Annotated in this window: 21 protein-coding genes and 1 riboswitch; of the genes, 11 read left to right on the top strand and 10 right to left on the bottom strand. The window is 49.1% G+C overall.

Features of this window, described 5'->3' with window-relative positions; genetic code table 11:
• Positions 1–314 precede the first annotated feature (314 nt).
• The 5 genes from menC to ACRRSY_RS21400 all read right to left on the bottom strand — a co-directional run bounded on the left by menC (position 315) and on the right by ACRRSY_RS21400 (position 6,007).
• On the bottom strand, positions 315–1,271 hold the full coding sequence (menC, locus tag ACRRSY_RS21420; protein WP_432463991.1) for an o-succinylbenzoate synthase: 957 nt from the start codon (positions 1,269–1,271) through the stop codon (positions 315–317).
• Positions 1,272–1,337: 66 nt separating this feature from the next.
• On the bottom strand, positions 1,338–2,183 hold the full coding sequence (menB, locus tag ACRRSY_RS21415; protein ID WP_432460395.1) for a 1,4-dihydroxy-2-naphthoyl-CoA synthase: 846 nt from the start codon (positions 2,181–2,183) through the stop codon (positions 1,338–1,340).
• Positions 2,184–2,192: 9 nt separating this feature from the next.
• The gene (menH, locus tag ACRRSY_RS21410; RefSeq protein ID WP_432463990.1) at positions 2,193–2,972 is read right to left on the bottom strand and encodes a 2-succinyl-6-hydroxy-2,4-cyclohexadiene-1-carboxylate synthase; all 780 of its coding nucleotides are present in this window, start codon (positions 2,970–2,972) and stop codon (positions 2,193–2,195) included.
• On the bottom strand, positions 2,962–4,695 hold the full coding sequence (menD, locus tag ACRRSY_RS21405; protein WP_432463989.1) for a 2-succinyl-5-enolpyruvyl-6-hydroxy-3-cyclohexene-1-carboxylic-acid synthase: 1,734 nt from the start codon (positions 4,693–4,695) through the stop codon (positions 2,962–2,964). Before menD ends, menH begins: the two co-directional genes overlap by 11 nt.
• Positions 4,682–6,007 carry an isochorismate synthase gene (locus ACRRSY_RS21400; protein WP_432463988.1) on the bottom strand — a complete coding sequence of 442 codons (1,326 nt, stop codon included), beginning with the start codon at positions 6,005–6,007 and terminating at the stop codon, positions 4,682–4,684. Before ACRRSY_RS21400 ends, menD begins: the two co-directional genes overlap by 14 nt.
• 117 nt (positions 6,008–6,124) lie before the next feature.
• Here ACRRSY_RS21400 and ACRRSY_RS21395 point away from each other — a divergent pair, with 117 nt between their 5' ends.
• From ACRRSY_RS21395 to ACRRSY_RS21360, 8 genes are all read left to right on the top strand, one after another.
• Positions 6,125–7,036 carry a 1,4-dihydroxy-2-naphthoate polyprenyltransferase gene (locus ACRRSY_RS21395; RefSeq protein ID WP_432463987.1) on the top strand — a complete coding sequence of 304 codons (912 nt, stop codon included), beginning with the start codon at positions 6,125–6,127 and terminating at the stop codon, positions 7,034–7,036.
• Positions 7,037–7,151: 115 nt separating this feature from the next.
• Positions 7,152–7,267: riboswitch (TPP riboswitch) on the top strand.
• Between the two features lie 113 nt (positions 7,268–7,380).
• A complete protein-coding gene (thiC, locus tag ACRRSY_RS21390) occupies positions 7,381–9,330 on the top strand; it encodes a phosphomethylpyrimidine synthase ThiC (protein ID WP_432463986.1) in 1,950 nt (649 codons plus the stop codon).
• On the top strand, positions 9,320–10,864 hold the full coding sequence (thiE, locus tag ACRRSY_RS21385) for a thiamine phosphate synthase (RefSeq protein WP_432463985.1): 1,545 nt from the start codon (positions 9,320–9,322) through the stop codon (positions 10,862–10,864). The genes thiC and thiE overlap by 11 nt, the downstream gene beginning before the upstream one ends.
• 8 nt (positions 10,865–10,872) lie before the next feature.
• A complete protein-coding gene (locus ACRRSY_RS21380; RefSeq protein ID WP_432463984.1) occupies positions 10,873–11,634 on the top strand; it encodes a HesA/MoeB/ThiF family protein in 762 nt (253 codons plus the stop codon).
• 6 nt (positions 11,635–11,640) lie between these two features.
• The gene (gene thiS, locus ACRRSY_RS21375; RefSeq protein WP_432455550.1) at positions 11,641–11,847 is read left to right on the top strand and encodes a sulfur carrier protein ThiS; all 207 of its coding nucleotides are present in this window, start codon (positions 11,641–11,643) and stop codon (positions 11,845–11,847) included.
• A gap of 14 nt (positions 11,848–11,861) precedes the next feature.
• The gene (locus ACRRSY_RS21370; protein ID WP_432455551.1) at positions 11,862–12,629 is read left to right on the top strand and encodes a thiazole synthase; all 768 of its coding nucleotides are present in this window, start codon (positions 11,862–11,864) and stop codon (positions 12,627–12,629) included.
• Positions 12,630–12,641: 12 nt separating this feature from the next.
• Complete coding sequence (gene thiH, locus ACRRSY_RS21365) at positions 12,642–13,754, top strand: 2-iminoacetate synthase ThiH (RefSeq protein ID WP_432460389.1); 1,113 nt, start codon at positions 12,642–12,644, stop codon at positions 13,752–13,754.
• 147 nt (positions 13,755–13,901) lie between these two features.
• Positions 13,902–14,438, top strand: coding sequence for an ATP-dependent zinc protease family protein (locus ACRRSY_RS21360; protein ID WP_432455553.1), 537 nt, complete (start codon positions 13,902–13,904; stop codon positions 14,436–14,438).
• A gap of 106 nt (positions 14,439–14,544) precedes the next feature.
• Here ACRRSY_RS21360 and ACRRSY_RS21355 read toward each other — a convergent pair whose 3' ends face one another.
• The gene (locus ACRRSY_RS21355) at positions 14,545–15,390 is read right to left on the bottom strand and encodes a DNA ligase (RefSeq protein WP_432455554.1); all 846 of its coding nucleotides are present in this window, start codon (positions 15,388–15,390) and stop codon (positions 14,545–14,547) included.
• Positions 15,391–15,471: 81 nt separating this feature from the next.
• Between ACRRSY_RS21355 and ACRRSY_RS21350 the strand changes: the two genes are divergently transcribed.
• Positions 15,472–15,831, top strand: coding sequence for a GFA family protein (locus ACRRSY_RS21350; RefSeq protein WP_432455555.1), 360 nt, complete (start codon positions 15,472–15,474; stop codon positions 15,829–15,831).
• A 114-nt stretch (positions 15,832–15,945) separates the two neighbouring features.
• On the opposite strand, the gene xylA is transcribed toward ACRRSY_RS21350, so the two are convergent.
• The 3 genes from xylA to ACRRSY_RS21335 all read right to left on the bottom strand — a co-directional run bounded on the left by xylA (position 15,946) and on the right by ACRRSY_RS21335 (position 20,033).
• Complete coding sequence (xylA, locus tag ACRRSY_RS21345; RefSeq protein WP_432463983.1) at positions 15,946–17,268, bottom strand: xylose isomerase; 1,323 nt, start codon at positions 17,266–17,268, stop codon at positions 15,946–15,948.
• 436 nt (positions 17,269–17,704) lie between these two features.
• The gene (locus tag ACRRSY_RS21340) at positions 17,705–18,616 is read right to left on the bottom strand and encodes an aminoimidazole riboside kinase (RefSeq protein WP_432460387.1); all 912 of its coding nucleotides are present in this window, start codon (positions 18,614–18,616) and stop codon (positions 17,705–17,707) included.
• On the bottom strand, positions 18,609–20,033 hold the full coding sequence (locus ACRRSY_RS21335) for a sucrose-6-phosphate hydrolase (RefSeq protein WP_432463982.1): 1,425 nt from the start codon (positions 20,031–20,033) through the stop codon (positions 18,609–18,611). The genes ACRRSY_RS21340 and ACRRSY_RS21335 overlap by 8 nt, the downstream gene beginning before the upstream one ends.
• 295 nt (positions 20,034–20,328) lie before the next feature.
• Between ACRRSY_RS21335 and ACRRSY_RS21330 the strand changes: the two genes are divergently transcribed.
• Entirely contained in the window at positions 20,329–21,435 is a 1,107-nt protein-coding gene (locus ACRRSY_RS21330; RefSeq protein ID WP_432463981.1) for a carbohydrate porin, read from the top strand.
• A gap of 84 nt (positions 21,436–21,519) precedes the next feature.
• A complete protein-coding gene (locus ACRRSY_RS21325; RefSeq protein WP_432460384.1) occupies positions 21,520–22,887 on the top strand; it encodes a sucrose-specific PTS transporter subunit IIBC in 1,368 nt (455 codons plus the stop codon).
• A gap of 201 nt (positions 22,888–23,088) precedes the next feature.
• On the opposite strand, the gene ACRRSY_RS21320 is transcribed toward ACRRSY_RS21325, so the two are convergent.
• Positions 23,089–24,117, bottom strand: coding sequence for a LacI family DNA-binding transcriptional regulator (locus tag ACRRSY_RS21320; protein ID WP_432460383.1), 1,029 nt, complete (start codon positions 24,115–24,117; stop codon positions 23,089–23,091).
• Positions 24,118–24,295: the final 178 nt, after the last annotated feature.

Raw genomic sequence — 24,295 nt, 5'->3', positions numbered from 1 at the left:
GCGAGAATTACATCGTTCGGCCAATCTGCTCTAGTTGTAGGGTGTAGAGGTCATCCCAATAAGGCACTCCTCAGCAATCAGCCTAAGTCGATATTGGTAAACAACCAATGACGCTTTTTTGTACGCTTATGACGTTTATTCACAAACGTAGTGAGAGTGTGACAAGGCTCTAGAAAACGCTTTTTAAGTGATGACCGATGCTTGAATGAGATCTGTGGTTTCATCGAAAACGCGGCAAGATGCTATGAATTAGCTGCTCAAAAGTTGAGCTGGCGGTGCCGTTATTGATTTATTTAGGGTCACCGCTGAGCGAATTAGTGGTTATTTTGAAGTTGTTGGATCAGCTCAAGTTGAATGGTTTGGTCGCTAAATGCTTTAAGTGTGTCCAGTCCTGGCGCTTGCTCGGGAGTAAAGTCTTTCGCCATGTTCTGGATCCATTGTAAACCTATTTCACTTTCGTAGGCTGAGCTGAGTACACAGCTAACCTGGTCGGCATGCGCTTGATCAATTAAGCTGGTACAGCGATGCCATGTTCCGATTAGACTCGGCTTGAGTACTAAGCTGCGTAAACCGTCGAAGTAGTGGTAGCGATAACTGCTATCTTGTAGGGTTTCGTCTAGAGCTATTCCGACTTGGGTTCGCTTGGCGAGCATCGCGCACTGTTGGCTGTTGACAAGCGGTTCTTCGATGTAATCGATACGATTTAAATCGATATTTTCTAATACATAAATCGCTTGGTTCCAGAGCCAACTTTGATTGGCATCTAAACGTAAACGCAGTTGAGGATAATGTTGTTGCAATTGGGTAATTAGCTCTAGATCACTTTTAGGGGAGTTACGAGCCACTTTGAGTTTGGCTAAAGTTGCATGACTCCGGTCTAAGGTTTGCTGGCACTGGGCGAAGTCACCGTCTAATAGGGGGTACGCGACCTTGATCGGTACTTCTGGGGGCATACCCGCGACACAGCAGTCGATGGCAAAGGCGACACTGGGATAGAACTTGCGAATACTATGGCCCTGTAAATAATCCAGTAGTTGTTGCTCTGCTTGGTCGAGCGTTTCTTCGCTAAAGCCCGGCAGCGGGGCAACTTCCCCACGACCTCTTCGTCCATCGTTAAAACAGACGTCCAGATAGAGACCTTGCCGTTGGCTGATTTGCTGTGGACCAAGGTTAATTGGGTGACGAAGTTGCAGAGTATAGCGAGAGATCGTTGCGCTTTGCCAATTACAGAGCATACCGAGTTCCTTATTCGCAGGCGGGATGAAAGACATTTTCATCCCTTAAATTAATCACAGCAAGTTAACTTACTAATATTAGATGATTAATTTGTTATTTGCCTAAGGGTTCCTTTTAAATTTATTGAATTCCGGAGGGCGCTTCTCGTTAAAGGCGTTGCGTCCTTCTTGGCCTTCTTCGGTCATATAAAATAGCATGGTGGCATTACCCGCGAGCTCTTGCAGGCCTGCTTGTCCATCACAGTCGGCATTCAATGCGGCCTTCAGGCAACGTAGCGCCATTGGGCTGTTTTGCAGCATTTCACGACACCACTGTACGGTTTCGGCTTCCAATTGAGCGTAGGGCACCACGGTGTTGACCAAGCCCATGTCGAGCGCCTCTTGGGCATCATACATTCGACAGAGAAACCAAATCTCGCGGGCTTTTTTCTGACCAACGATGCGTGCCATATAGCTGGCTCCCCAGCCACCATCGAAGGAGCCAACTTTAGGCCCAGTTTGGCCAAACTTAGCATTATCGGCGGCAATGGTTAGGTCGCACATCATGTGTAAGACATGACCGCCACCAACAGCATAACCAGCTACCATCGCGACCACGGGCTTGGGACAGGTCCGAATTTGTCGTTGAAAATCGAGAACATTCAGATGATGAGTGCCCTGATCGTCTTGATAACCGCCATAATCCCCCCGTACCGATTGGTCACCACCAGAGCAGAAGGCGAGCTCTCCTTCACCAGTTAAAATAATCACCCCGACTTCAGGATCAATTCGCGCATCGTGCAAAGCATGCATCATCTCTTGCACCGTTAACGGTCGAAAAGCATTGCGAACCTGCGGACGATTAATGGTGATTTTGGCGATACCGCATTTCGATTTATGGTAGTAAATATCTTGGTAGTCATGGTTGACGTTTTGCCAATTTACTGGGGTGCGTTCAATTGTAGTCATGTTTTTCTCTTATATATTTTTAAGACACTGAGTGAGTTGTTGGGAAAACAGCGCCGGTTGTTCAAAGTGGCAATTGTGCCCAGCATTGGCAATGTGATGCCAATGCTGTTGCGGATAATCTTGCTGTAGCTGCTTGGCTAGGCGCTGGTAGTTATGGTCTAAACTTCCGCCGATAAAATCGAGCGGCATTTTTAAGCGTCTTAGCTGCTTTGAGAGGTCATCTTGTAAACCTAAACTACAGGCGGTTAAGGTTGCAGCTAGGCCTTGACGATCTTGGTGGCTGCGTTTTCGTATCAGTTGCTGGCGTTGTAAGCTCGATAAATTGCTAAACACCGCCTGTTGATACCAATCGTTTAATAGCTCTTCCAGCGGCTCGTTTAAGCAACGGTCGGCCCAACGGTGATCCTGTACTAAACGTTGTTGGCGAGCTTGAGCGTCGCATAAACCTGGGTGAGCCGATTCAATAATCAGCTGCTGCAAGCCTTTGGGAGCGATTAGTGCGTGATGTAAAGCTAAGCGGCCTCCGAGGCTGTAACCGAGTAATCGGTATTGGCGTACTTTCAGGCGTTTGAGGCAGGCGCTCAAGCGATGACTAAAGTCTTTGAATGCTGCGCGCGGTTTCAACCGTTGCTGCCCGCTCAAACCATGACCAGGAATGTCGATGGCGACGCAGTAATAATCAGCGCTTAATTCGGCGATGACTGCCTGCCAGTCGCTGCCATTCCCCAAGAAACCATGTAACAGCACCAAGCAGGGATGTTGACTTTGTCCATAAACACTAAAGTGCATGCTGTTGACTGACCTCGCTGAGTAAGGCCTGATAACGCCGACTGGCATCACCGGCGGAAAAACAAACCTCAATCAAACTCGCGCCTTGATGTTGCTGTGCTTGCTTAAAGGCTTGCTCGAATTGCTGCTTGCTCGAGACTCTGTGGAAGGGCAAGTTAAATAACTGTGCGGCTGCGGCGAAGTTGGTTTGTTGGGGCAATTGGTAATAGTCCTCGGCCAGTTGCTGGTGCTGCTCGGGCTCAGCCAGTTCAGGCAGTAAACTAAAGATCTCGCCGCCTTGATTATTCAATAAGATGATCACTAGCTTATGTTGATTGCGACTCGCCAGCGCTAGTGAATTCAAGTCATGCAGTAGCGAGGTATCGCCAATCACTAAGCTGGTTGATCCAGCCAAAGCCTGACTAATTCCGACACTGGTTGCCAGCAGACCGTCGATGCCCGAGGCTCCGCGGTTGGCAAAATAATTTGTGGCAGCGCAGCTCTGACCTAAGAGTTCGAAGATCCGTATCACCATACTATTGCCCATAAAGAGGCTTGAGCCAGGTGCTTGTAAGGCGCTGATTTGAGCACTGATCGATAGCTCTGAATAGTCTTGCAGATGCTGCTGCACGATGGGCTGAATTTGTTGCTGTGCCTGGAGCCATCGCTCTAAGTAGGCGCCAGTACTTGGCTGCTTCGCCAGATGGCTCTTGAGCCAAGTAGTGGGCTGGCACTGCCAGCGAATTTGTTGTTGATGCTTGGGGTTTAGTCGCTGCTGTGCGGGATCAATTAGCCACTGCTGTGTCGAGATCTTGGCCAACCATTGGCTGAGACGTTTGGCGACCAGATGCGCGCCAAACTGGATCACTAAATCCGGTTGATTCGCCGTGGCAAAGTGCTGGTTGGCCAGTAATAAGTCTGCTTGAGTGATGACTTCGCTATCGACTACTTGCCAATGGCTCTGACAATCGACTACCACTGGCCAATGGTGTTGCTCAGCCCAAGCGATAATCGCCTGAGTCTGTTCGGGCAGTTGTTTACCAATTACCACTAACACTTTGCTGTTGCGATCCAAGCTTGACCAAGCCGCCGAGCAAGTGGGGCTCTGAGGGCTGATGACCACTTGGTAATAGGGTTGGTCACTGTCGTGCCAAACGGCTAAGTCAGCTAGGTGGCTGGATAAGTCTTGTCGCGCCTGCTGTGGGTAAAAGGGTTCTCGATAGGGGCAATTAAGATGTACCGGGCCGGCTGTTTGTTGTTGCATGGCCAAGGCCTGACCTAGTTCCGTGAGCATGCTACTGGGTGACATGGCGAGGTTGGGTTCGGCTAAACTTGCTTGGTAAATCGGGTAGTCGGAAAAAATCCTACGCTGATCAATGGCTTGATTGGCTCCCACCGCAAGCAACTCTTGGGGGCGGTCGGCACTGAGGATCAATAGTGGCACGCCAGTTTGCCGTGCTTCAATTACCGCCGGATATAAGTTTGCGACGGCAGTACCAGAGGTGGTGATAATTGCCACCGTTTGTCGGCTAGCCTTGGCTAGACCGAGGGCGAAAAAGCCAAGACCACGTTCGTCAAAGTGAACCAGACTTTGGCAGCCAGGATGATTAGCGACGGCCAAGGTTAAGGGGGTAGAGCGAGAGCCCGGCGCGATACAAAACTGGCGAATACCATGGCGCAGACAGTCTTCAATCAACAGTTCCGCCCAAGCGATATTAATATTTTTGGGGTTACTTTTGTTCAAGGGCGTCCTCATCGACTAATTGTAATACGGTGGCGATTTTGTGGTTGAGTTCTTGCCATTCTAGCTCAGGATCTGAGCCGGCGAGGATCCCCGCGCCAGCAAAAATAGTCAGTTGTTGAGCACTGACCAAGGCGCTACGGATCGCGACCGAAAACTCACTTTGCGCGCCACTAAACCAGCCGACGGCACCGGCATACCAGCCGCGAGCGTATCCTTCATGCTTTAAGATATATTGGATCGCCGAACTGCGCGGTAGACCGCCGACGGCGGGGGTTGGATGCAAGGCCTGTAACAGAGTACTATCATCCAAATCGGGACTGATTTGAGCAATGATCCGTCGCTTTAGATGTTGCACCTGAGCTAGCTTGACGAGCTCTGGCTCAGCCAAGGTTTGTACATGTAAGCTGAGTTCGCCGAGACGACAGCTTAAGTCATCGGCCACCAATTGATTTTCTCGTTGGTTTTTTGCGTCATCTAATAAGGCCTGCCCAAGTTGTAAATCTTGTTCTGGAGTTGCGCCTCTTGGGGCTGTGCCCGCTAGGGCTTCACTGCTTAGTTGGCTTCCTTCCCGAGAATACAGGCGCTCTGGGCTACAGCCAACGAAGCAGTGAAAGCCATCAAACTGAAATAAGAAGCTATAGCACTGCGGCTCTTTTTGTTGCCATTGTTGCAACAGTGAAAAAGCATTAATATCAGCACTTAAGCTCAGACTTGTCTGCCTGGATAAGACCACTTTTGCGGTATGCTGCTGAAATTCACTGCTGGTGACCTGTGTCACCAGTTGCTGCCATTGGGCTTGACTGGGCTGGTCGTGACGACTTAGCACTGTGAGCTGGTTTGGTTCGATGGTTTGAGTGGCTTGGAGCGATGAAAAAGCTTGTTCGATCCGTTGATATTCTAAGTCGATTTGTTGTTCAAAATTGGCATTAATGAGGAATTGAAAATCTTCGCCATTGCCTCGGATCTCAAAGCGCGGCAAAATAAAGCGCTGTTGTGGGAAACTGGGCCACGATGCGGCTTGTTCCGCAAAGGCAATACCACCATAGAATCGCAGTTGATTGTTTTGGGCGTTGAGTTGTTCACACTGAGCTTGTAGTTGTTCCTGACCAATCAGTGATTTTGCGGCACCGACAAAAGCAACTTGTTGCTGATGTTTATCCCGCCAGTAGCCACGAGTATGTTGTTGCTGTTGATTTAACCAGGCTAATAAATCTAATTTAGGCAAGCGGATGCAGGCTTGCTGAAAACCATGCTGTGGCGCCTTTTTTAGTTGCTGCATCAGCAGTTTAAATTGACTATAAGAGAGCTGCACCTTTACGATTCCTGCTATCGACGACCGTCTCAATGTAGCGGTTTTTTTTATAACATCATAGTCAGATTTGGTTCTGCTTTGATGCTGAGCAATAATAGGCGCCGAGTTGTTATTTTTATGTTGAGTATTACTGTGAAATCCTGGTTGCATGCTGCCCGCTTGCGAACGCTGCCTTTGGCGAGCTCGTCGGTTCTTTTAGGTTCTTGTCTGGCGCTGAAACAGCAGCAGTTTAGTTGGCCAGTATTTGTACTGTCGTTATTGACGGCGGTGTTGTTACAAATTTTATCCAATTTAGCTAATGACTATGGTGATGCGCTGAAGGGCCTCGATGATGAGACCCGGGTGGGACCGACGCGGGCGATTCAGGCTGGTTTGCTGAGCGCACCGCAAATGTTGCGGGCGATAGTGCTAATGGCCTTGTTATCGGTGGCGAGTGGTTTGCTGCTGTTGTGGGTGAGCATCGGCGATCATTGGCTGGCCTGGCTTGGCTTCATAGGTCTGGGGGCTCTGGCGATTGTTGCCGCTATTGCCTACACCATGGGAGAGAAACCCTACGGTTATCGCGGTTTGGGCGATCTCAGTGTGTTTGTGTTCTTTGGTCTGCTAGGGGTGGTGGGCAGTCATTATTTACATACTCAGCAGCTCGATCCTGCAGTATGGTTGGTAGGGGCCGGGAGTGGTTTACTGGCGACTGCGGTGCTTAATATCAATAATATTCGCGATTTTAAACCCGATTTGTCGGCTGGAAAGCTGACTCTGGCGGTGCGTCTTGGGGAGCGCCGAGCGCGCTATTATCATCTGTTATTAATCTTGGTCGCCTTGGGACTGTTCGCCAGCTACCTATTGCTGAATGCTGCCAGCAGTTTTGCTTGGTTGTACCTGTTGGCCGCGCTCGCCTTGCTCAAGGTGAGTGCTACGGTGTTTTGTCAGTACCAACACCAAGTTTTAGATCAACAACTGCAAGCGACGGCGAAATGGAGTTTCTTGTTGAGTGTCCTGTTTAGTCTCGGTCTGCAATTTCAGCTTTAGTCCATCAGTTGTGGTTGTCATCCTTCTCAACCTTACTTGGCGGGTATTGATCGGTGTTGCTCAGTTTGGTTTTTGATCTGCCGCTTGTGATTTGTAATTATCAGCCCTATACTCGGCTCTCTTGTCGGAGTGCCGAAAGGCTGAGACCACGGGTAGTATTGCTACTGTTGTGTGGGATCCGTATGACCTGATCAGGATAATGCCTGCGCAGGGAACAAGATGAGTAAGTTTTTTGTGAAAGTGCCAATGGACCGTTGCGACGGCGTATATTGCGCCCTTAGCTTTGCTTACTTCTCCTACATCCGACAAGCCTCATTGTTAATAACTTTATTGAGAGGCAAGTCATGTCAAGACGCGAAACCAGAGCTGCTGCAGAGCAATATATTAATAATCTGCAGGGTCAAGCTTTTCCAAATTCAGAAAAAATTTATATTCAAGGTAGTCGTGACGATATTCAAGTTGCGATGCGCCAAATTAACTTAGCCGATAGCCTGGTGGGCGGTAGTAAAGAAAATCCGAAGTTTGCCGCCAATGAACCGGTTCGGGTCTATGATACCTCAGGAATTTATAGTGACCAACAAGCCGATTTGGATGTGCGTAAGGGCTTGCCCCAACAGCGTCAGGCTTGGATCGAAGAGCGCGGCGATACCGAGGCTTTAGCCGGACACAGCTCAAACTTTTCTCAGCAACGTTTGGCCGATGAAGGTCTCGATCATATTCGTTTCGACAGCCTGCCAACACCACGAAAAGCCAAGCCTGGTAAACGAGTGACTCAATTACACTATGCTCGCCAAGGTATTATCACCCCGGAAATGGAATATATCGCGATCCGCGAAAACATGGGACGGGACAAGATCCGTGAAGATTTACTGGCCGAACAACAAGCGGGTCATTCCTTTGGTGCTTCCTTGCCGGCGCATATTACTGGTGAGTTCGTTCGCGATGAGGTCGCGCGAGGTCGGGCGATTATTCCTGCCAATATTAACCATGCCGAAACCGAGCCGATGATCATTGGTCGTAATTTCTTGGTCAAAGTGAACGCCAATATTGGGAATTCGGCGGTGACCTCTTCGATAGAAGAAGAAGTTGAGAAGTTAGTTTGGGCGACCCGTTGGGGTGCCGATACGGTGATGGACTTGTCGACTGGCCGTTATATTCACGAGACCCGTGAATGGGTGATCCGTAACTCGCCTGTGCCGATCGGCACCGTGCCCATTTATCAAGCTCTGGAAAAGGTAAATGGAGTGGCTGAAGATCTCAACTGGGAAGTCTTTCGCGACACTTTGATCGAGCAGGCAGAACAGGGCGTGGACTACTTCACTATTCATGCTGGCGTATTGCTGCGTTATGTGCCAATGACCGCCAAGCGGATTACTGGCATCGTTTCGCGTGGCGGCTCGATCATGGCCAAGTGGTGTTTGGCCCACCACCAGGAGAGTTTCCTTTACGAGCGTTTTCGCGATATTTGTGAAATTTGTGCCGCCTATGATGTGTCGTTGTCCCTGGGGGATGGAATGCGTCCGGGCTCGATTGCCGATGCCAACGACGAGGCGCAGTTTGCCGAATTGGAAACCCTTGGCGAGTTGGCCAAAGTTGCCTGGGAATACGATGTACAGGTGATTATCGAAGGCCCGGGCCACGTCCCGATGCAGCTGATCAAAGAGAATATGGAGAAGCAGCTCGAAGTTTGTGACGAGGCCCCATTTTATACTTTAGGACCGCTAATTACCGATATTTCTCCGGGGTACGACCACTTTTCTTCGGGCATTGGCGCGGCGATGATTGGTTGGTTTGGCTGCGCCATGTTGTGTTATGTGACGCCCAAAGAGCATCTGGGTCTACCCAACAAAGATGACGTAAAACAGGGCATGATTACCTATAAAATCGCCGCTCACGCCGCCGATTTGGCAAAAGGTCATGCTGGCGCGCAAATTCGAGATAACGCCATGAGTCGAGCGCGTTTTGAATTCCGCTGGGAAGATCAATTCAATCTTGCTTTAGATCCCGATACTGCCCGTGCCTACCATGATGAGGCGCTGCCTCAAGAATCTGCCAAGGTGGCGCACTTCTGTTCGATGTGTGGCCCGAAATTTTGTTCAATGAAGATCTCTCAAGAGGTGCGCGATTATGCCAATGACTTAGAGATTAAGTTATTAGATGAACCGCTTGCCGATCTTGGGTATCAGCCCGCCGCAGTGGTTGAAGGGATGGCGGAAAAGTCTGCTGAGTTTCGTCGTAAGGGGGCCGAAATTTACCACTCCCCGTTAACTGCCGAGACTAGCCATGAAGCCTAGTGCTTGCCTTGACGCGGCCTTACGCCCACAAATTTGGACGATCGCGGGAAGCGACAGCTGTGCAGGAGCGGGTTTGCAGGCCGATTTACTGAGCGCCCATGATTTGGCCGTTGAGTGTGCCACTGCGGTGACCGCGTTGACTGCGCAAAATATTCGCGGGGTGAGCGCCATGGAGACGGTCACGGACGCGATGTTGGCCGCGCAGTTGGATGCTTTGGCTGCAACGAATCCGGCCAAGGTGATAAAAATTGGCATGTTAGGCTGTGCCGAGTTAGTGACTTTGGTGGCAGAGAAGTTAGCCCGCTATAAGGCGACTTGGTCGGAACCACCGTTGGTGGTGTACGACCCTGTACTGGTCGCGAGTTCTGGGGCGAAGCTGGCGGCTGACGATCTGCTAGCGGCTTTACCCAAGCTATTGGCTCAAGTTGATGTGCTCACGCCCAATGCCAGTGAGTTAGCCAGCTTGACGGGCATTGGGCTCAGCAGTCCCGGTGCCGTGAAACAAGCCTGCGCAGCGTTGCTAGCCAAGGGCGTCAAAGCCGTGTGGGCCAAGGGGGGACACTTAGATTTCACGCCCGGACAAGCGGTGGATTTTTATTGTGATGGGCAGCGCGAGATATTGCTCTCCAGTCCGTTACTGGAAGCCTCGCATACCCACGGCACTGGTTGTACTCTGGCCTCCGCCCTGGCGGCTGGTTTAGCGCTCGATTTTGCCATGGAAGATGCACTAGTGCTGGCCAAAGCTTATGTCTATCAGGGACTTTCTCAGCAGCAGGGTTGTGGCAATCTGGCGCACTTGGGCTGGCCCAGTCTGCGGCAATATTTTCCACGGGTTGAGTCGGCACAAACGCCGCTAGGAAAGCTGTTTGGCCTCAGCGAAAGTTGGCCAGAGCAGCAGTCCTTCGCGAGCTGTGATAGCTATCAACTTGGCGTTTACCCAGTGGTGGATAGCGTGGCATGGATAGAGCGTCTATTAGCGATGGGGGTGAAAACCCTACAGCTGCGGATCAAAGATAAAAGTAATGCGGAAGTGGAAGGCGATGTGCGTCAAGCCATCCAACTGGGTCGTCAATATCAGGCGCGTTTGTTTATTAATGACTACTGGCAATTGGCGCTAAAACATGGTGCCTATGGGGTGCATTTGGGGCAAGAAGATCTGGCCTTGGCCGATTTACCACAAATTGCCGCTGCTGGTTTGCGTTTAGGCATTAGCACCCATGGCTATTACGAATTATTACGTGCCAGTCAGCTAGGCCCTAGTTATATTGCACTGGGGCATATTTTTCCCACGACTACTAAGGATATGCCGTCCAAGCCGCAAGGTTTGGCGAAATTAAGTCGTTACGCGAGCTTAATGAGCGATTATCCCTTAGTCGCGATTGGTGGCATCGATTTGTCGCGAGCCAAGCAGGTGTGGCAGTGTGGCGTGGGCAGTGTGGCGGTGGTCCGAGCGATTACCGAGGCAGCCGATCCCGCGAATGCGCTGGCCGAGCTCGAAGCGATTGTCAGTCAATCAACTGAAATGAGCAGATAGGAGTCAACATGAACTTCAACCAATTAACGGACCAAGAATACCAACGCTATAGTCGCCACCTATTACTCAAAGAGCTTGGGGAAGTCGGGCAATTAAAGCTCAAGCAGGCTCAGGTGTTGTTGATTGGGGTGGGGGGCTTGGGCGCGCCGGCGAGTATGTACTTAGCCGCGGCAGGTGTCGGGAAATTGGTTTTAGCCGATTTTGACCAGCTCGATAGCAGCAATTTACAGCGCCAGGTGCTATACACCGAAGCGGATATTGGCAGTGCCAAAGTCACTGCCGCGAAACAGCGCCTGCAGCAGCTTAACAGTCAGATCCAAGTGCGAACCGTGAATCGCAAGATGGATGATTTGTTACTGGCGATGGAGGTGGCGCAAGCCGATGTGGTGCTGGATTGCAGCGATAACATCAGCACCCGTTATGCGGTGAATCAGGCCTGTGTGAAAGCCAAAGTGCCTTTGGTGAGTGGTGCAGCAGTCGCCTTTGACGGGCAGTTGATGGTGTTTGATTTTCGCCGTTCAGCTCAGGGCTGTTATCACTGCTTATTTCCGAATGCCAGTGAGCAGCAACTTAATTGCAGTAATGCCGGGGTCCTTGGGCCAGTGGTGGGCACCATCGGTAGCCTGCAAGCCTTGGAAACCATTAAGTTGCTGGTGGGCCTTGCTTCCGCTCAGCTTGGGCGCTTCTCCAGCTTCGATGCGCACAGCCTCGAGTGGTTTCATTTAAGCATACAGGCCGATCCGGCCTGTCCGGTATGCGCTGAAGGGTGAAAAATAATGTACATAACAATTGAGTTGAATGGCTTGAGTACCGCGCTAGTTGAGCCCTTGAACATTACTCAGTTACTAGAGCAACAGCAGCAATCGTTGAATGGGGTTGCGGTGGTCGTCGATGGTCGGATTGTGCCGCGAACTCATTGGCCGGTAACCCAGCTGGTGAATGGCACGAAGGTGCGAATTTTTCGGGCGATTGCCGGTGGATAAATTAAGGAGTTCCTGTGTTACAGATTGCAGATAAGAGTTTTACCAGTCGTTTATTTACCGGGACCGGCAAATTTGCCAGTGCGGAGTTAATGACTGCCAGTATTCAAGCCAGTGCTAGTCAGCTGGTGACCATGGCGATGAAACGGATTGATGCCAGCGATCAACAGGATGATATTTTAGCCCCCTTACTCAAAGCGGGGGTGCAGCTGCTGCCCAATACCTCTGGGGCGCGCAACGCTGAGGAGGCAGTTTTTGCTGCTCATCTGGCGCGTGAGGCGTTGGCAACCAATTGGTTGAAGCTGGAAATTCATCCCGATCCGAAATATCTCATGCCGGATCCTATCGAAACGCTTGCCGCCGCCGAAACCCTGGTGCAACAAGGTTTTGTGGTGCTGCCTTATGTGCATGCCGATCCGGTGTTGTGTAAACGATTGGAAGATGTGGGTTGTGCTGCGGTGATGCCGCTGGGCGCTCCCATTGGTACTAATAAAGGCCTGCGCAGTCGCGATTTCTTAGAAATTATTATTGAGCAAGCCAGCGTGCCGGTGGTGGTGGATGCGGGCATTGGAGCCCCCTCCGATGCGGCGTTGGCGATGGAGTTGGGCGCCGATGCGGTATTGGTCAACACTGCGATGGCCGTGGCCAGAGATCCGGTGGCGATGGCCCAAGCTTTTGCGATGGCCGTTGAAGCGGGGCGCAATGCTTATCTTGCTGGTTTAGGTCGCGAATTACGCCATGCGGAAGCATCGAGTCCTTTAACGGCGTTTTTAGATAATTTATAGGAGGGCAAGCGAATGAGTTTTGCCGAGCACTTAGCGACTTATGATCACGCAGCAGTACATTTGTCGATTTACAGTAAAACCGCTGTTGATGTCGAGCGAGCACTGGCCAAAGATAAGTTAGACTTGGACGATTTTCAGGCGCTCATTTCGCCCGCAGCCGAAGCCTATTTGGAACCGATGGCCCAGCGCAGCATGCGTTTAACTCAGCAGCGTTTTGGTAAGACACAGCAGTTTTACATACCTTTATATCTGAGCAATATGTGCAGTAATGTTTGTCAATATTGCGGTTTCTCGATGGGTAATAAGATCCGTCGCCTCACCTTAGATATGGCACAAATCGATGCAGAATTAGATGCCATTAAAGCCCTTGGTTTTGACCACATCTTGTTAGTGACTGGTGAGTCGGAACGCAAGGTCGGCATGGCCTACTTTCGTCAAGTGATGCCCTTAATTAAGGCGCGGTTCTCACATGTGTCGATGGAAGTTCAACCCTTGGATGAAGCGGACTACCGAGAGCTGATTCCACTCGGTTTAGATGCGGTGATGGTTTATCAAGAAACTTATAATCGGCAGCGTTATGCCGAGGTGCATCCCAAGGGACGGAAGCGTGATTTTGATTATCGTTTAGCTACCCCTGAACGTCTCGGTGCCGCCGGGGTTCGTAAGATTGGTATAGGGGCTTTAATTGGTCTGGATCAATGGCGTAACGATTGTTTTTACGCGGCTGCGCATTTGCAGTATTTAGAGCGTCGCTATTGGCAGAGTAAGTTTTCTATTTCCTTTCCGCGCTTGCGGCCCTGTGAAGGCGGTTTTCAGCCGGTATCGGTGATGACGGACAAGCAGTTAGTTCAGTTGATTTGCGCCTATCGTTTGTTTAATCCCGATGTGGAGTTGTCGTTATCAACTCGTGAGTCAGAACATTTTCGTAATCATGCGATTCCCCTGGGGATCACCACCATGAGTGCCTTTTCCAGCACCCAGCCGGGCGGTTATGCTAAAACTAGTCAGACCGCGCTGGAGCAGTTTGAAATTAGCGATGAGCGCCGACCTGAAGTAGTTGCCGCAGCGGTGCAAAAAGCTGGTTATCAAGTGGTATGGAAGGATTGGGATCGGGTGCTCGGTTAAACGAATTTGAGGATTATCGAATGGCAGCAGGTTTCGACCTGAGCGAGCATCAGCTAAACTACAGTAAATTTATGGGGAAGCTGAGTCTGTCGTGATCAGACAAGGCTGATGGTAGAGCTCCCCTGCGACCAAGTTGGAGAAAGTTAGGTGTTGAAGAAGATATTGTTCGCGATGGTGTTTACGCTGGCTTCCGCCAGCAGCTGTTGGGCCGAGAAAGCAACGGTGGGAGCCTTAGAATATATTCGTGTCGTGGAAGCTGATCTTCGTTATTTAACCCGGATTGATACCGGCGCGGCCAGCACCTCATTGCATGCCGACCATATACGGGTTATCGATGGTAATAATATTCTGCCAGCGGATTACTCAGAAGCCGAGCAAAAATCGCTGGTGAAACCTAAAATGCGTGCCAACATTGGTAAGTATCTGGAATTCACCACCATTAATGAGCAGGGTGAGCAGCATCAGGGCAAGGCACGGATCAGCGATGTGGTGGCGGTACGTAATTCTCAAGGCTTAGAGATCCGTTATAAAGTGGCGCTGGCCATTGAATGGCAGGGCCAACAGAAAACAGTTGATGTTAACTTACGCGATCGCAGCAAAATGGACTATAAGTTGCTGATCGGCAGGGATTGGCTGGAAGGTGATTATCTGGTGGATGTTGAGCGAAATAAACAGCTGCCTTAAACTCTTTGGCTAGAGCTTAAGTTGGGATACTAGAGCCGTTTGCCCTTACTGCTCAGGTTTGAGCTCGGGATCCCGCAGTCAGCTTAGTGATACCAATACTTAGCTGTTAGAGCGTTTGATGAAGCCGTATAAAGCGTGCGAAACGCGGCTTACCATGACTGCTCAAACCGTTGTAGCGGTATTCAATCAGACTACCAAGCGGCGGTGGTGAAACTCGGAGCTGATCTGTTAAGCCGCTGCCTATTTTGAATCGTTGTCCTTGTCGATCTTGTACCACTAAGGCACCCAGCATACCTTGATACTTACCTTTTCCAGCGCTATAAGCCACAACTTCGGCTTCTCCGTCTTGGTAAGCTTTATATTTGATTAAGGCGTGACTACGGGTCGCCAGATAAAACGAGTTTGGATCGCGTAACATTAAGCCTTCGCCGCCTTCGGCGCTGATTTTTTGTAGCTCTTGCGCTAATTGAGTTCGGCCGGGATAGTTATGATATTCAGGTATTCGAATAAAATTAGCCTGCTTGGCTAAGCCTTGTAGTTGTTGATAGCGGCTTCGATAGTTACCCGGATGATGGGGAAGGTCAAAGACCATAAACTGTACCTTTTGCCATTGCTCGAACTTGCTCTGCTGTCGATGTATTAAGCCCACCAATTCGCTAAACTTGCCCCGACCGAGCCATAGTTCGCCATCTAGTGCAAAGGCCGGGAGTTGCTGTTGTAACTCGTGAGGGATGGAAATGGTTCGGCCACTGCGGCTCAGTAATTGCTGTCCGTTCCAATAGGCCCGAACGCCGTCATATTTTTCACAAACCCAGTAGCGTTCGAGTTGCAAGCCTTGCTGGTATTCGCTGGCTAATACCAAAGGCGGCGGCGGGGCGGCGTAGACCTCATGCTCAACACTATTGAATAACAGTAGACTTAGGCTTAAGGTCTTATTAAATGAGGCATTCATAAATCACCATTAATGATATAAATATTATTAATGATAGTGCAAATCGGCCCAAGGTCGAATCAATCGTCAAGGAGAGTGCAAATGAGTCAAGTTCATCAGGGAAGTTGTCATTGTGGCGCGGTAACATTTTCATTAAAGTCCAGCCTAGTGCCGGCGGTGCGCTGTAATTGTAGCCTATGCCAGCGCAAGGGAATTATGATGGTCACCGCCGAAGATGATAGCTTTGAGCTACTCACTGGCCAGGATGCGTTGACCTTGTATCAGTGGAACAGTCATGTGGCCAAGCATTATTTTTGTAAACATTGTGGTATTTATACCTTCCATCGTCCGCGAAGCGCGCCTGAATTGACTCGGGTAAACGCTGGTTGTTTGGAGGGGCTTGATCCTTTGACGATGGAATATCAAGTTGTGAATGGGGCAGCGCTATCGCTGGAGTCTTAATCAGATGCAAATCATGATAGCGAGTCTGGGTTGACGGTGTTATCCACGACGGCTGTTTGAGTTACAAAAACCGACGCTCAAGCGTCGGTTTTATGGCTTGCTGAAACTTTATCCTTATCTGCTGAAGATGTGTTTATTGATGATGTTTTCCAATTGTTCTTGGCGACCCGAGACATGAGTTGGCTGGATGTTGTCACTCAGCGCTTGTTTGGCTAAGGACTCAAGACTGTAGTCTCCGGTCATAATCGCTTTGCCAAGATCACCACTCCAACCCGCGTAACGTTCGGCCACTATTTTGTTGAGTTCTTGGCTTTCCAGTAAACTGGCGGCTTTTTTCAGGGCGAGGGCGCAAGTATCCATGGCTCCAATGTGACCGTGGAAGTAATCCGCCTTGGCGATGCTTTGACGACGCAATTTGGTATCAAACATCAAACCTCCGGTAGAGAACCCTCCTGATTTTAAGATATCGTGCATCACCGGTGTCCATTCTTCCACACTATTGGGGAATTGGTCGGTATCCCAACCCAGTTGCGGGTCACCGCGGTTCGCATCAATCGAACCAAATAAGCCCAGTGAGATCGCGGTGGCGATTTCGTGATGGAAGGAGTGCCCCGCCAAAGTTGCGTGATTTACTTCAATATTTACTTTGACTTCATTTTCTAAGTCAAATTGCTTGAGAAAGCCATAGACAGTGGCGGTGTCGTAGTCGTACTGATGTTTGGTGGGTTCAGCAGGTTTAGGCTCGATCAATAAGGTGCCGTTAAAGCCGATTTTGTGTTTATGTTCTACCACCATTTGGAAGAAACGACCCAATTGCTCACGCTCTTGGCGTAAATCGGTATTGAGTAAGGTTTCGTAACCTTCTCGACCTCCCCACAATACATAGTTTTCACCGCCCAGCATTTTGGTGGCGTTCATCGCGCTAAATACTTGGGTCGCCGCATAGGCAAATACTTCGGGATTGGGATTTGAAGCTGCGCCTGACATGAAACGTGGATGAGAGAATACGTTGGCGGTACCCCAGAGTAACTTCATCCCCGTTTGTTGTTGCTTCTCGGCAAGCACGTCCATCATCACCTTCATATTCTCGCTATATTCTTTGAGCGAGTTGCCTTGCGGCGCAACGTCGATGTCATGGAAGGAATAGTAAGGAATGGTTAATTTTGTAAATAGTTCGAAGGCGACGTCGGCTTTCACTTTGGCCATTTCTAAGGCGTTGCCTGCTTGCTGCCAAGGGCGATCAAAGGTACCTGAACCAAATATGTCAGAGCCATCCCAGCAGAGATTGTGCCAATAGCAGGCACCAAAGCGCAGATGTTCTGCCATGGTCTTACCTAAGATCAGCTGATTGGCGTCATAGTGACGAAAGGCTAAAGGGTCATTAGATTCCGGTCCTTGGAAAGTGATTTTTTCAATTTGATCAAAATACTGAGCCATGGCATTACTCCTTAAGAAAGCATATTTATCGAAGAATTAGTGTCCGTTGGGCTTGAGCGAGTCAATGGGTTGCATTGCCAAAGCGTCACAGTGCCAATCTTCCGATCCTAAGTTCATTGTTAGTCTGCTTCTGGGATGACTCAATTACGAAAAATGCGGACGATTTTCAGCAATTTGCTTTTCGTGCGCTAAATCTCGTTTTAAAAAGGTATTTTTTAGGTTTTTTAACAAAATAGTCGATAAGTGGCTAGCAATAAGAAATTTCATAACAGCGGTTTGCCATTTCCTTGGGCATTCAAGACCACGCTGAGACGCTGATGTGAGTAAAGTGAGATAAAAAGTGGAGGGAAACATTCGGCCAAGCTTGGCTCAAGGCTTTGGATAATTTAGAAATCCACAACCCAGAGCTCTCGGCGCGCTCTGGGTTGCGTTGTGATTAACGATGTATATAGGGTAGGGCCGACATCGCCCCTTTTTCGCCAACCGCCAAACCGCCACTTTTATTACCACGGGCCAAGGCCTCGAGTAATAAGGCTTGGTCTTGCCATTGGCTAAACTGGCTCAAGTAAGCCAAGACCCCTCCTACAAAGGCATCACCAGCGCCGGTGGTATCCACCACCTTGGCTACGGGCTCGGCAACGACTCGCTGGATTTTCCCCGCATAGACTAATTCACTCCCTAATTCGCCTAGCGATAAGATAAAAGGAACCTGAAGTTGCTCTTGTAAATACTCGACCGCTTGCTCAATTTGTTCACAATTGCTAAGCCATAATGCTTCTTCTTCGGAAAATTTAACTAAATCGCACAAGGGTAAAAATGCTTCAATCTGCTGACGCATTTGCTCGGGGCTAGACCATAACATAGCTCGTAAATTGAGGTCGAAGAATACCCAACCACCAGCAGTGCGGCAGCGTTTAGCCGCTTCGATGGCGGTTTCGCGACAGCGCGGTGCGGCAAGGGCGATGGAACTTAATTGCAACCATTGTTCGGCTTGGAAGGCGGGGAGCTGCTCAGTGCTTAAAAACTGATCGGCACTGGGTTGTACCAGAAAGGTAAATTCACGCTCTCCACTGGCATCTAAAGAGACTAATACGGTAGAGGTTCGCTGCTGTTGATCGAAGCTTAAACTGCTGATATCAACGCCTTCGTCTGCCAGAGTGGCGCTGACCATCTTACCCATGGGGTCGTTACCCACTCGGCCAATGAAACCACTATTGATGCCGAGGCGTGCCAAGGCGACAGCGACATTGGCAGGCGCACCACCGGGGCACATTTTGAGTAGACCATTGTCTTCTGGGAGCAGGTCGATAACGGCATCGCCCAAATTCCATACTTGTACTTTATGCATCTAGATCCTCCTCGATCCAGCTATTGCTCAGCTGAGTCAGCTGAAGCTTGGCTTGCCCACTTTCCAACTTGAATTGCCCTTTGTGCCAGGCTTGCTGAGGAAATAGTCGGCCCGATAACACGGCTTCGCCATCATTGACAAATAGTTCAAAGCTGGAGCTGTCGATAAATAATTGTAGCTGCCTTAAGTTGCCATTACGACTTTGATAAATTCGCTTGGTATCACTGTTGAGCGGACCGAGTTCGCCTCGCTCAACCACGAGTGTTCCTTCGCTCCAATGGAGGCTGAAACTATCGTCCGCACTGGGTAGACTGAGTTGAAAAGCGCTGCACTCGGTGAATTCAATGTCTAGCATACAGCTTCTGCTGAAACCCTTAAGTTGATGCTCTCCACTGCGATAAGAGTCGCCTTGTTGAGCTTGGGCGAGCGCCTTGAACGCTGGGATGGGGCGCTGCCGTAAGCAGCCGTTTTCCCAACTTAGGCTACGAGGTAAGCCGAGCATTTGTGTCCAATTGTGGCGAACGCTTGGGTGCTCACCATCATCGGGTAGCCCAAGCCAACCGATTAACAGGGTGGTGCCTTGATGTTGCAGGGTTTGCGGCGCATAAAATTCGAAACCATGATCGAGTAAATTAAATTCACTGTTGATGGTCAGTTCTGCCGGGCCAGCGCTCATGTCAACGGTGAAGTAACCACTCAGGTTGGTGGTGGTGTATTCGGCTTGATCAAGTTCGATGCCCTGCGGGCAGGCCAATAATAACCATTGTTGGTCGAGCTCAAATAGATCAGGACATTCCCACATATAGGCTTGCTGTGGGCGACCGAGATTAATTTCTTGGCTGATGAAGCGACGTTCAAGCCATTGCTCTTGTTGCTGTTGTAGTAGACAGATTCCACCCCGTTGATCCAGCGTTTGAGCTCCCAGAATGAGCCAAGATTGATCTTGCCAAGATAAATACTTCGGGTCGCGGACGTGGCCAGTGTAATTGCTGAGTGCTTCGATATTCATCGGCCCCAGTTTTTCAACATGCCCATCAGGATGCAGCACCGCTTTACATTGGTAACTGAGGCGCTGCTCACCTTGGCGGACATTGCCAGTGTAATAAAGGTTAAGGATCTCGCCCTCACTCACTGCTGTACCGGAATAGCAGCCATTTTTGTCGAACCAATCCGTAGGGGCTAAAGCGGCTGGATGTGCTTGCCAATGTATCAGGTCGCTGCTGCTGAAGTGGCCCCAGTGTTTGTTTTTATGTTCGCAGCCAAAGGGGTTCCATTGGTAAAACAGTTGAAAGCGTCCTTGATGGAAGCTAAAGCCATTGGGATCGTTAATCAAGCCCGTTTTGGCGGCGATATGGTAGTAAGGACGCCAAGGATCTGCGGTAAATTGTTTCGTCGTCCATCCACATGATTTTGGCATGCTTACTCCAAGTAATTTGATAATGCTGACTCGATAATATTCATTCTATGAATGAAGAGTGCAAAACCGCAAACGGTTCCATGTTTGTTATGCTTTATACGTGATCGAAATCACGTAAATAGGCCATTAATCTCTACTTTTGTTAGATTTTGCTCACATATAGCGAGATTGTTACTTGTATGTATCGGTTTTGCATCTATTCTTATTTCGAACCAGATGGAACCGATTTCAGTTTGGTTTAACTCCGAAAAATATAATGGTTCAACTACGGAATATAAAAATGGAAGGAATAACCATGAATAAATTCGCTGCACTTACTATTACAACTGCACTCGCAGCCGCCAGCCAAGCACAGGCTGCGGTGACTATCGAAGGTGAGCAAGGCAAGCTGACTATCGGTGGTGACGTCGAATTCAACGTCAACTATGTCGACAATGATGTGAATACTACCTCTGATGATAAATCTTGGGATCAGGACGGTCGTTTCTTGATTTCATTTTTGGGCGAGCGTCAGCAAGGCGATTATATGATCCGCGCCTTAGCACAACCAACCTACGGCACTGATGGTGGCGTGAGCACCGATGATGTTTGGTTTGAAGTTGCTAAGAATGACAGTTGGACCCTACGTCTCGGTCGTTATGAAGCTTATGACATGAACCCTCTGGGTCAAGATGTATTTGTGAATCACTCGGGTGATACTGCTGACGGTCAATTTAAAGATGATGGCGTATATATTTACCGGATGTTAGAAGCTCGCGGTCGTTCTGGCAGTGCTGGCCAAGCGATGTACAACCAGACATTTGGTAACGTTTATGTAGAAGTTTCGACTCTCTTTGGTGATAACAGTGGTTTCTTCGAGAGTAATAAATACCATGGCGTTGAGTTAACGAAGAAGAACAATAAAAATGTCTTTATCGTTCGTCCAGTGGTGGCCTACCAGCAGGGCGCCTTTAAAGTGGCCGCAGCTCTGGAAACCAACTTGGTTAGCGACTCAACTCTAGATGCCAATGGTAACGATGTATCCGAGCGTACCGGTTATGGCTTAACCGCTGGCTATAATCAAGATGGTCTGGCGGTGAACTTAAATGTTGCCAGAATGGATGCCTTAGATGAAACAGATACCACCTATGGTGCGAATGTGCTTTGGCATAAGTTCGGTCTAGGTTATATCCATGGTATCAACGATGTGTCAAACGTTACTCTTAAAGATACTGACAATTCAGGCGTTACCGCTTATAAGAAAAAAGTTAGCACTATCTATAGCTCGTATCAGTTTGATAACGTAGTTGTCCCAGAGTTCTCGATTTATCTTGGCGCTTATATAAGTAAACTCGATAATCCGAAAACAACTGAAGATGATAATAACTTCGGTGGCCGAGTACGCTTTAAATACTTGTTTTAATTTGAACTAAACTGCAAACGGTTCCATGCGCTACGTTGAATGCGAGGAACCGTTTTATGACGAAGTGGAATAGAGGGATCCAAAATGTCTGAACAAGATACAGCCAAGAAGATTTTAGAGCTGATTGGCGGCAAATCAAATATCGCAAGTGCGGCGCATTGTGCAACTCGCCTACGATTAGTTCTCAATGATACCGAGCTTGCAGATACCGCTGCAATCAAAGAGCTCGATCTGGTCAAAGGTGTGTTCACCAACAGTGGCCAATACCAAATTATTATTGGCTCTGGTATCGTAAACCGAGTCTTTAGTGCCTTGGCTGAATTGGCAGGCATTAGTGAAGCGTCAACTGCTGAAGTTGCCGCGCAGGGTGCTAAGCAGAACCCTTTCCAAGCTTTAGCGCGTACTTTATCCAATGTATTCGTACCGATCATTCCGGCGATTGTGGCCAGTGGTTTATGCATGGGGCTACTTGGCTTCTTACGTACCAATGAAATGATTGCCACCGACAGTATCTGGTACTTAATCTTAGACATGGTATCCAGTTCAGCATTCATTATTCTGCCGATTTTGATTGGTTTTGTTGCGGCCAAAACTTTTGGCGGAACGCCGATTCTGGGGGCGACGCTTGGTGGCGTATTAACCCACCCAGCTTTAACTAATGCATGGACAGTTGCCAGCGGTTTTCAATCGACCGAACTATTCGGCATGGAAGTGGGTTTAGTTGGCTATCAGGGAACGGTTTTCCCGATGCTGATTGCGACTTGGTTCATGTGTAAAGTAGAAAAACGGGTTCGCCAATGGGTGCCTAACTCCTTAGATGTGATTTTGAGTCCGTTTATCATCTTAGTGGTCACTGGCTTTGTTTCTTTGGTCGCGATTGGCCCTGGCGGACGGATGCTGGGTGATGGGATCTCAACTCTACTACTCTACTTGTATGAAAATGTGGGTATTTTAGCTGGTTTACTATTTGGTGGTACTTATTCAGCCATTGTGATTACCGGTATTCACCACAGTTTCCATGCCATTGAAGCGGGTTTACTGGGTGATCCTAAGATTGGGGTTAACTTCTTACTCCCTATCTGGTCGATGGCGAATGTTGCCCAAGGCGCAGCTTGTTTAGCAATTGGCCTGAAATTTAAAAATATTAAAACCAAGGCTTTGGCGATGCCATCGGGTGTATCGGCTTTGTTTGGGATAACCGAAGCGGCAATCTTTGGGATTAACTTACGCTACATGACCCCATTTTTCGCTGGCTTAGCCGGTGGTGCGGTGGGTGGTGCTTATGTGGTATTTGCTAAAGTGGGTATGACTGCGGTTGGTTTAACTGGTATTCCAGGAATTGCAATTGTTCAGACGGGCTCTGTGGTTCACTATATGATTGGCTTTGCCTTAGCCTTTGGTGTGGCCTTTGCGGGTGCTTACTTTAGTACCACCGAAAAAGCCGATGCCTAATTGAAGATGGCGGTCATGCCGCCATCAGTTTGGTTATATTTCCTGTGTGCCCCCTCATTGAGCGCCACTGTTCCGGTAAATAATTCCCTACCTTGGGGTGAGCAGTGAGGTTATCGGAGACCAAGGGCATTGGTTTTTATTGAATGATCTTGGTATCAGAATAGTAAGGGTAGCGGCGATGAGTTGCCGTTACCTCAAGTTTTACTCGCTTTTAGCAGCCTGCTTCTTTGGCTGCTTTTTTAATGCGTAGGATTCTCTTTCAGTAAAAAGCCCCTGGTAGGAAAAAGCTACATCAGTTAAGGGCTTCTCTCGCAATTGCTTGATTAATACCGAGGCCGCTTCTTGGCCCACCAGCTGGTAGTCATAATGCAGGGATGCCAAGGGTGGCTCTAAGACGGTACATAGCTCGTCATCGCCGACACCAATTACTGCCACATCTTGACCGATGAGTAAGCCCTGTTCGCGTAAGGCTCTAATACTACCTGCAGCGAGGCGGTCGGTAACTGCAAACACACCATCGGGTCGATATCCAGTGCTGAGTGCCAGTTTGGCCTGTTGGTAACCAGACTCCAGGTTAAAATCACAATCGGTTTGATAGCGGCAATCAACATCTGCAAGATCGAGCGCATCGACAAATCCTCGCAAACGCTGTCGACCCACCGCCACATCACTCTGAGGCACGCCAACAAACATTAACTGTTTACAGCCTAGTTTGAGTAATTGACTGCCAGCAATAAATCCGCTGCGATAATCATCGAAAAAGACACTGGTGAGACCATGTAAAGAAAGATCCTGGCCAACGATCACCACCGGCGCTGCAGATTGTTTTAGGGTAGAGAGTAACTCCTGATTGTAGCCAGCCATGAATACAATAATACCGTCGACCCCCTTTGAATTCAGGGTTTTGATATGGTTATTGGTTTTCTCTATCTGCATGCCCGCATTCATTAACAGGGTTTGCATACCTTCTGTTTCAATCACCTCGCTCAAACCTTGTACCATCGCGGCGACTGACTTAGAGGTAAGCAAGGGGACGATCACGCCAATCGTATCAGAGTTGCGGGCCTTTAAGTTTTTGGCGGCGATATTGGCGGTGAAATTGGTTTCGTCGATTAAAGCTTGTACTTTGGCCCTCACCACAGCATTAACGCCTGGTCGTTTGTTTAATACCCGGGAAACGGTAGATTTCGATACGCCGGCTATTTCCGCAATATCGGAGATGGTTTTCAACGACTTAACTCCTTGTTGTGAGCGCGACGGGGTTTGATTGGACAGTGTTGCTCACATGATATCAATTATTATTACCATTTGAATATACTTGCTGAGCTATGTCAGTAATAGTGAGCATAAATTGTAGTTAGAATAAGTGCTTACTGTCATGAGTATGTAGCTTTAGCAAGCTTAAAGC

Source organism: Agarivorans sp. QJM3NY_33 (assembly GCF_050870865.2).
Taxonomy (GTDB): Bacteria; Pseudomonadota; Gammaproteobacteria; order Enterobacterales; family Celerinatantimonadaceae; genus Agarivorans.
Note: the sequence above shows the minus strand (reverse complement) of the source record. Positions and strands in the feature narration are given on the sequence as shown.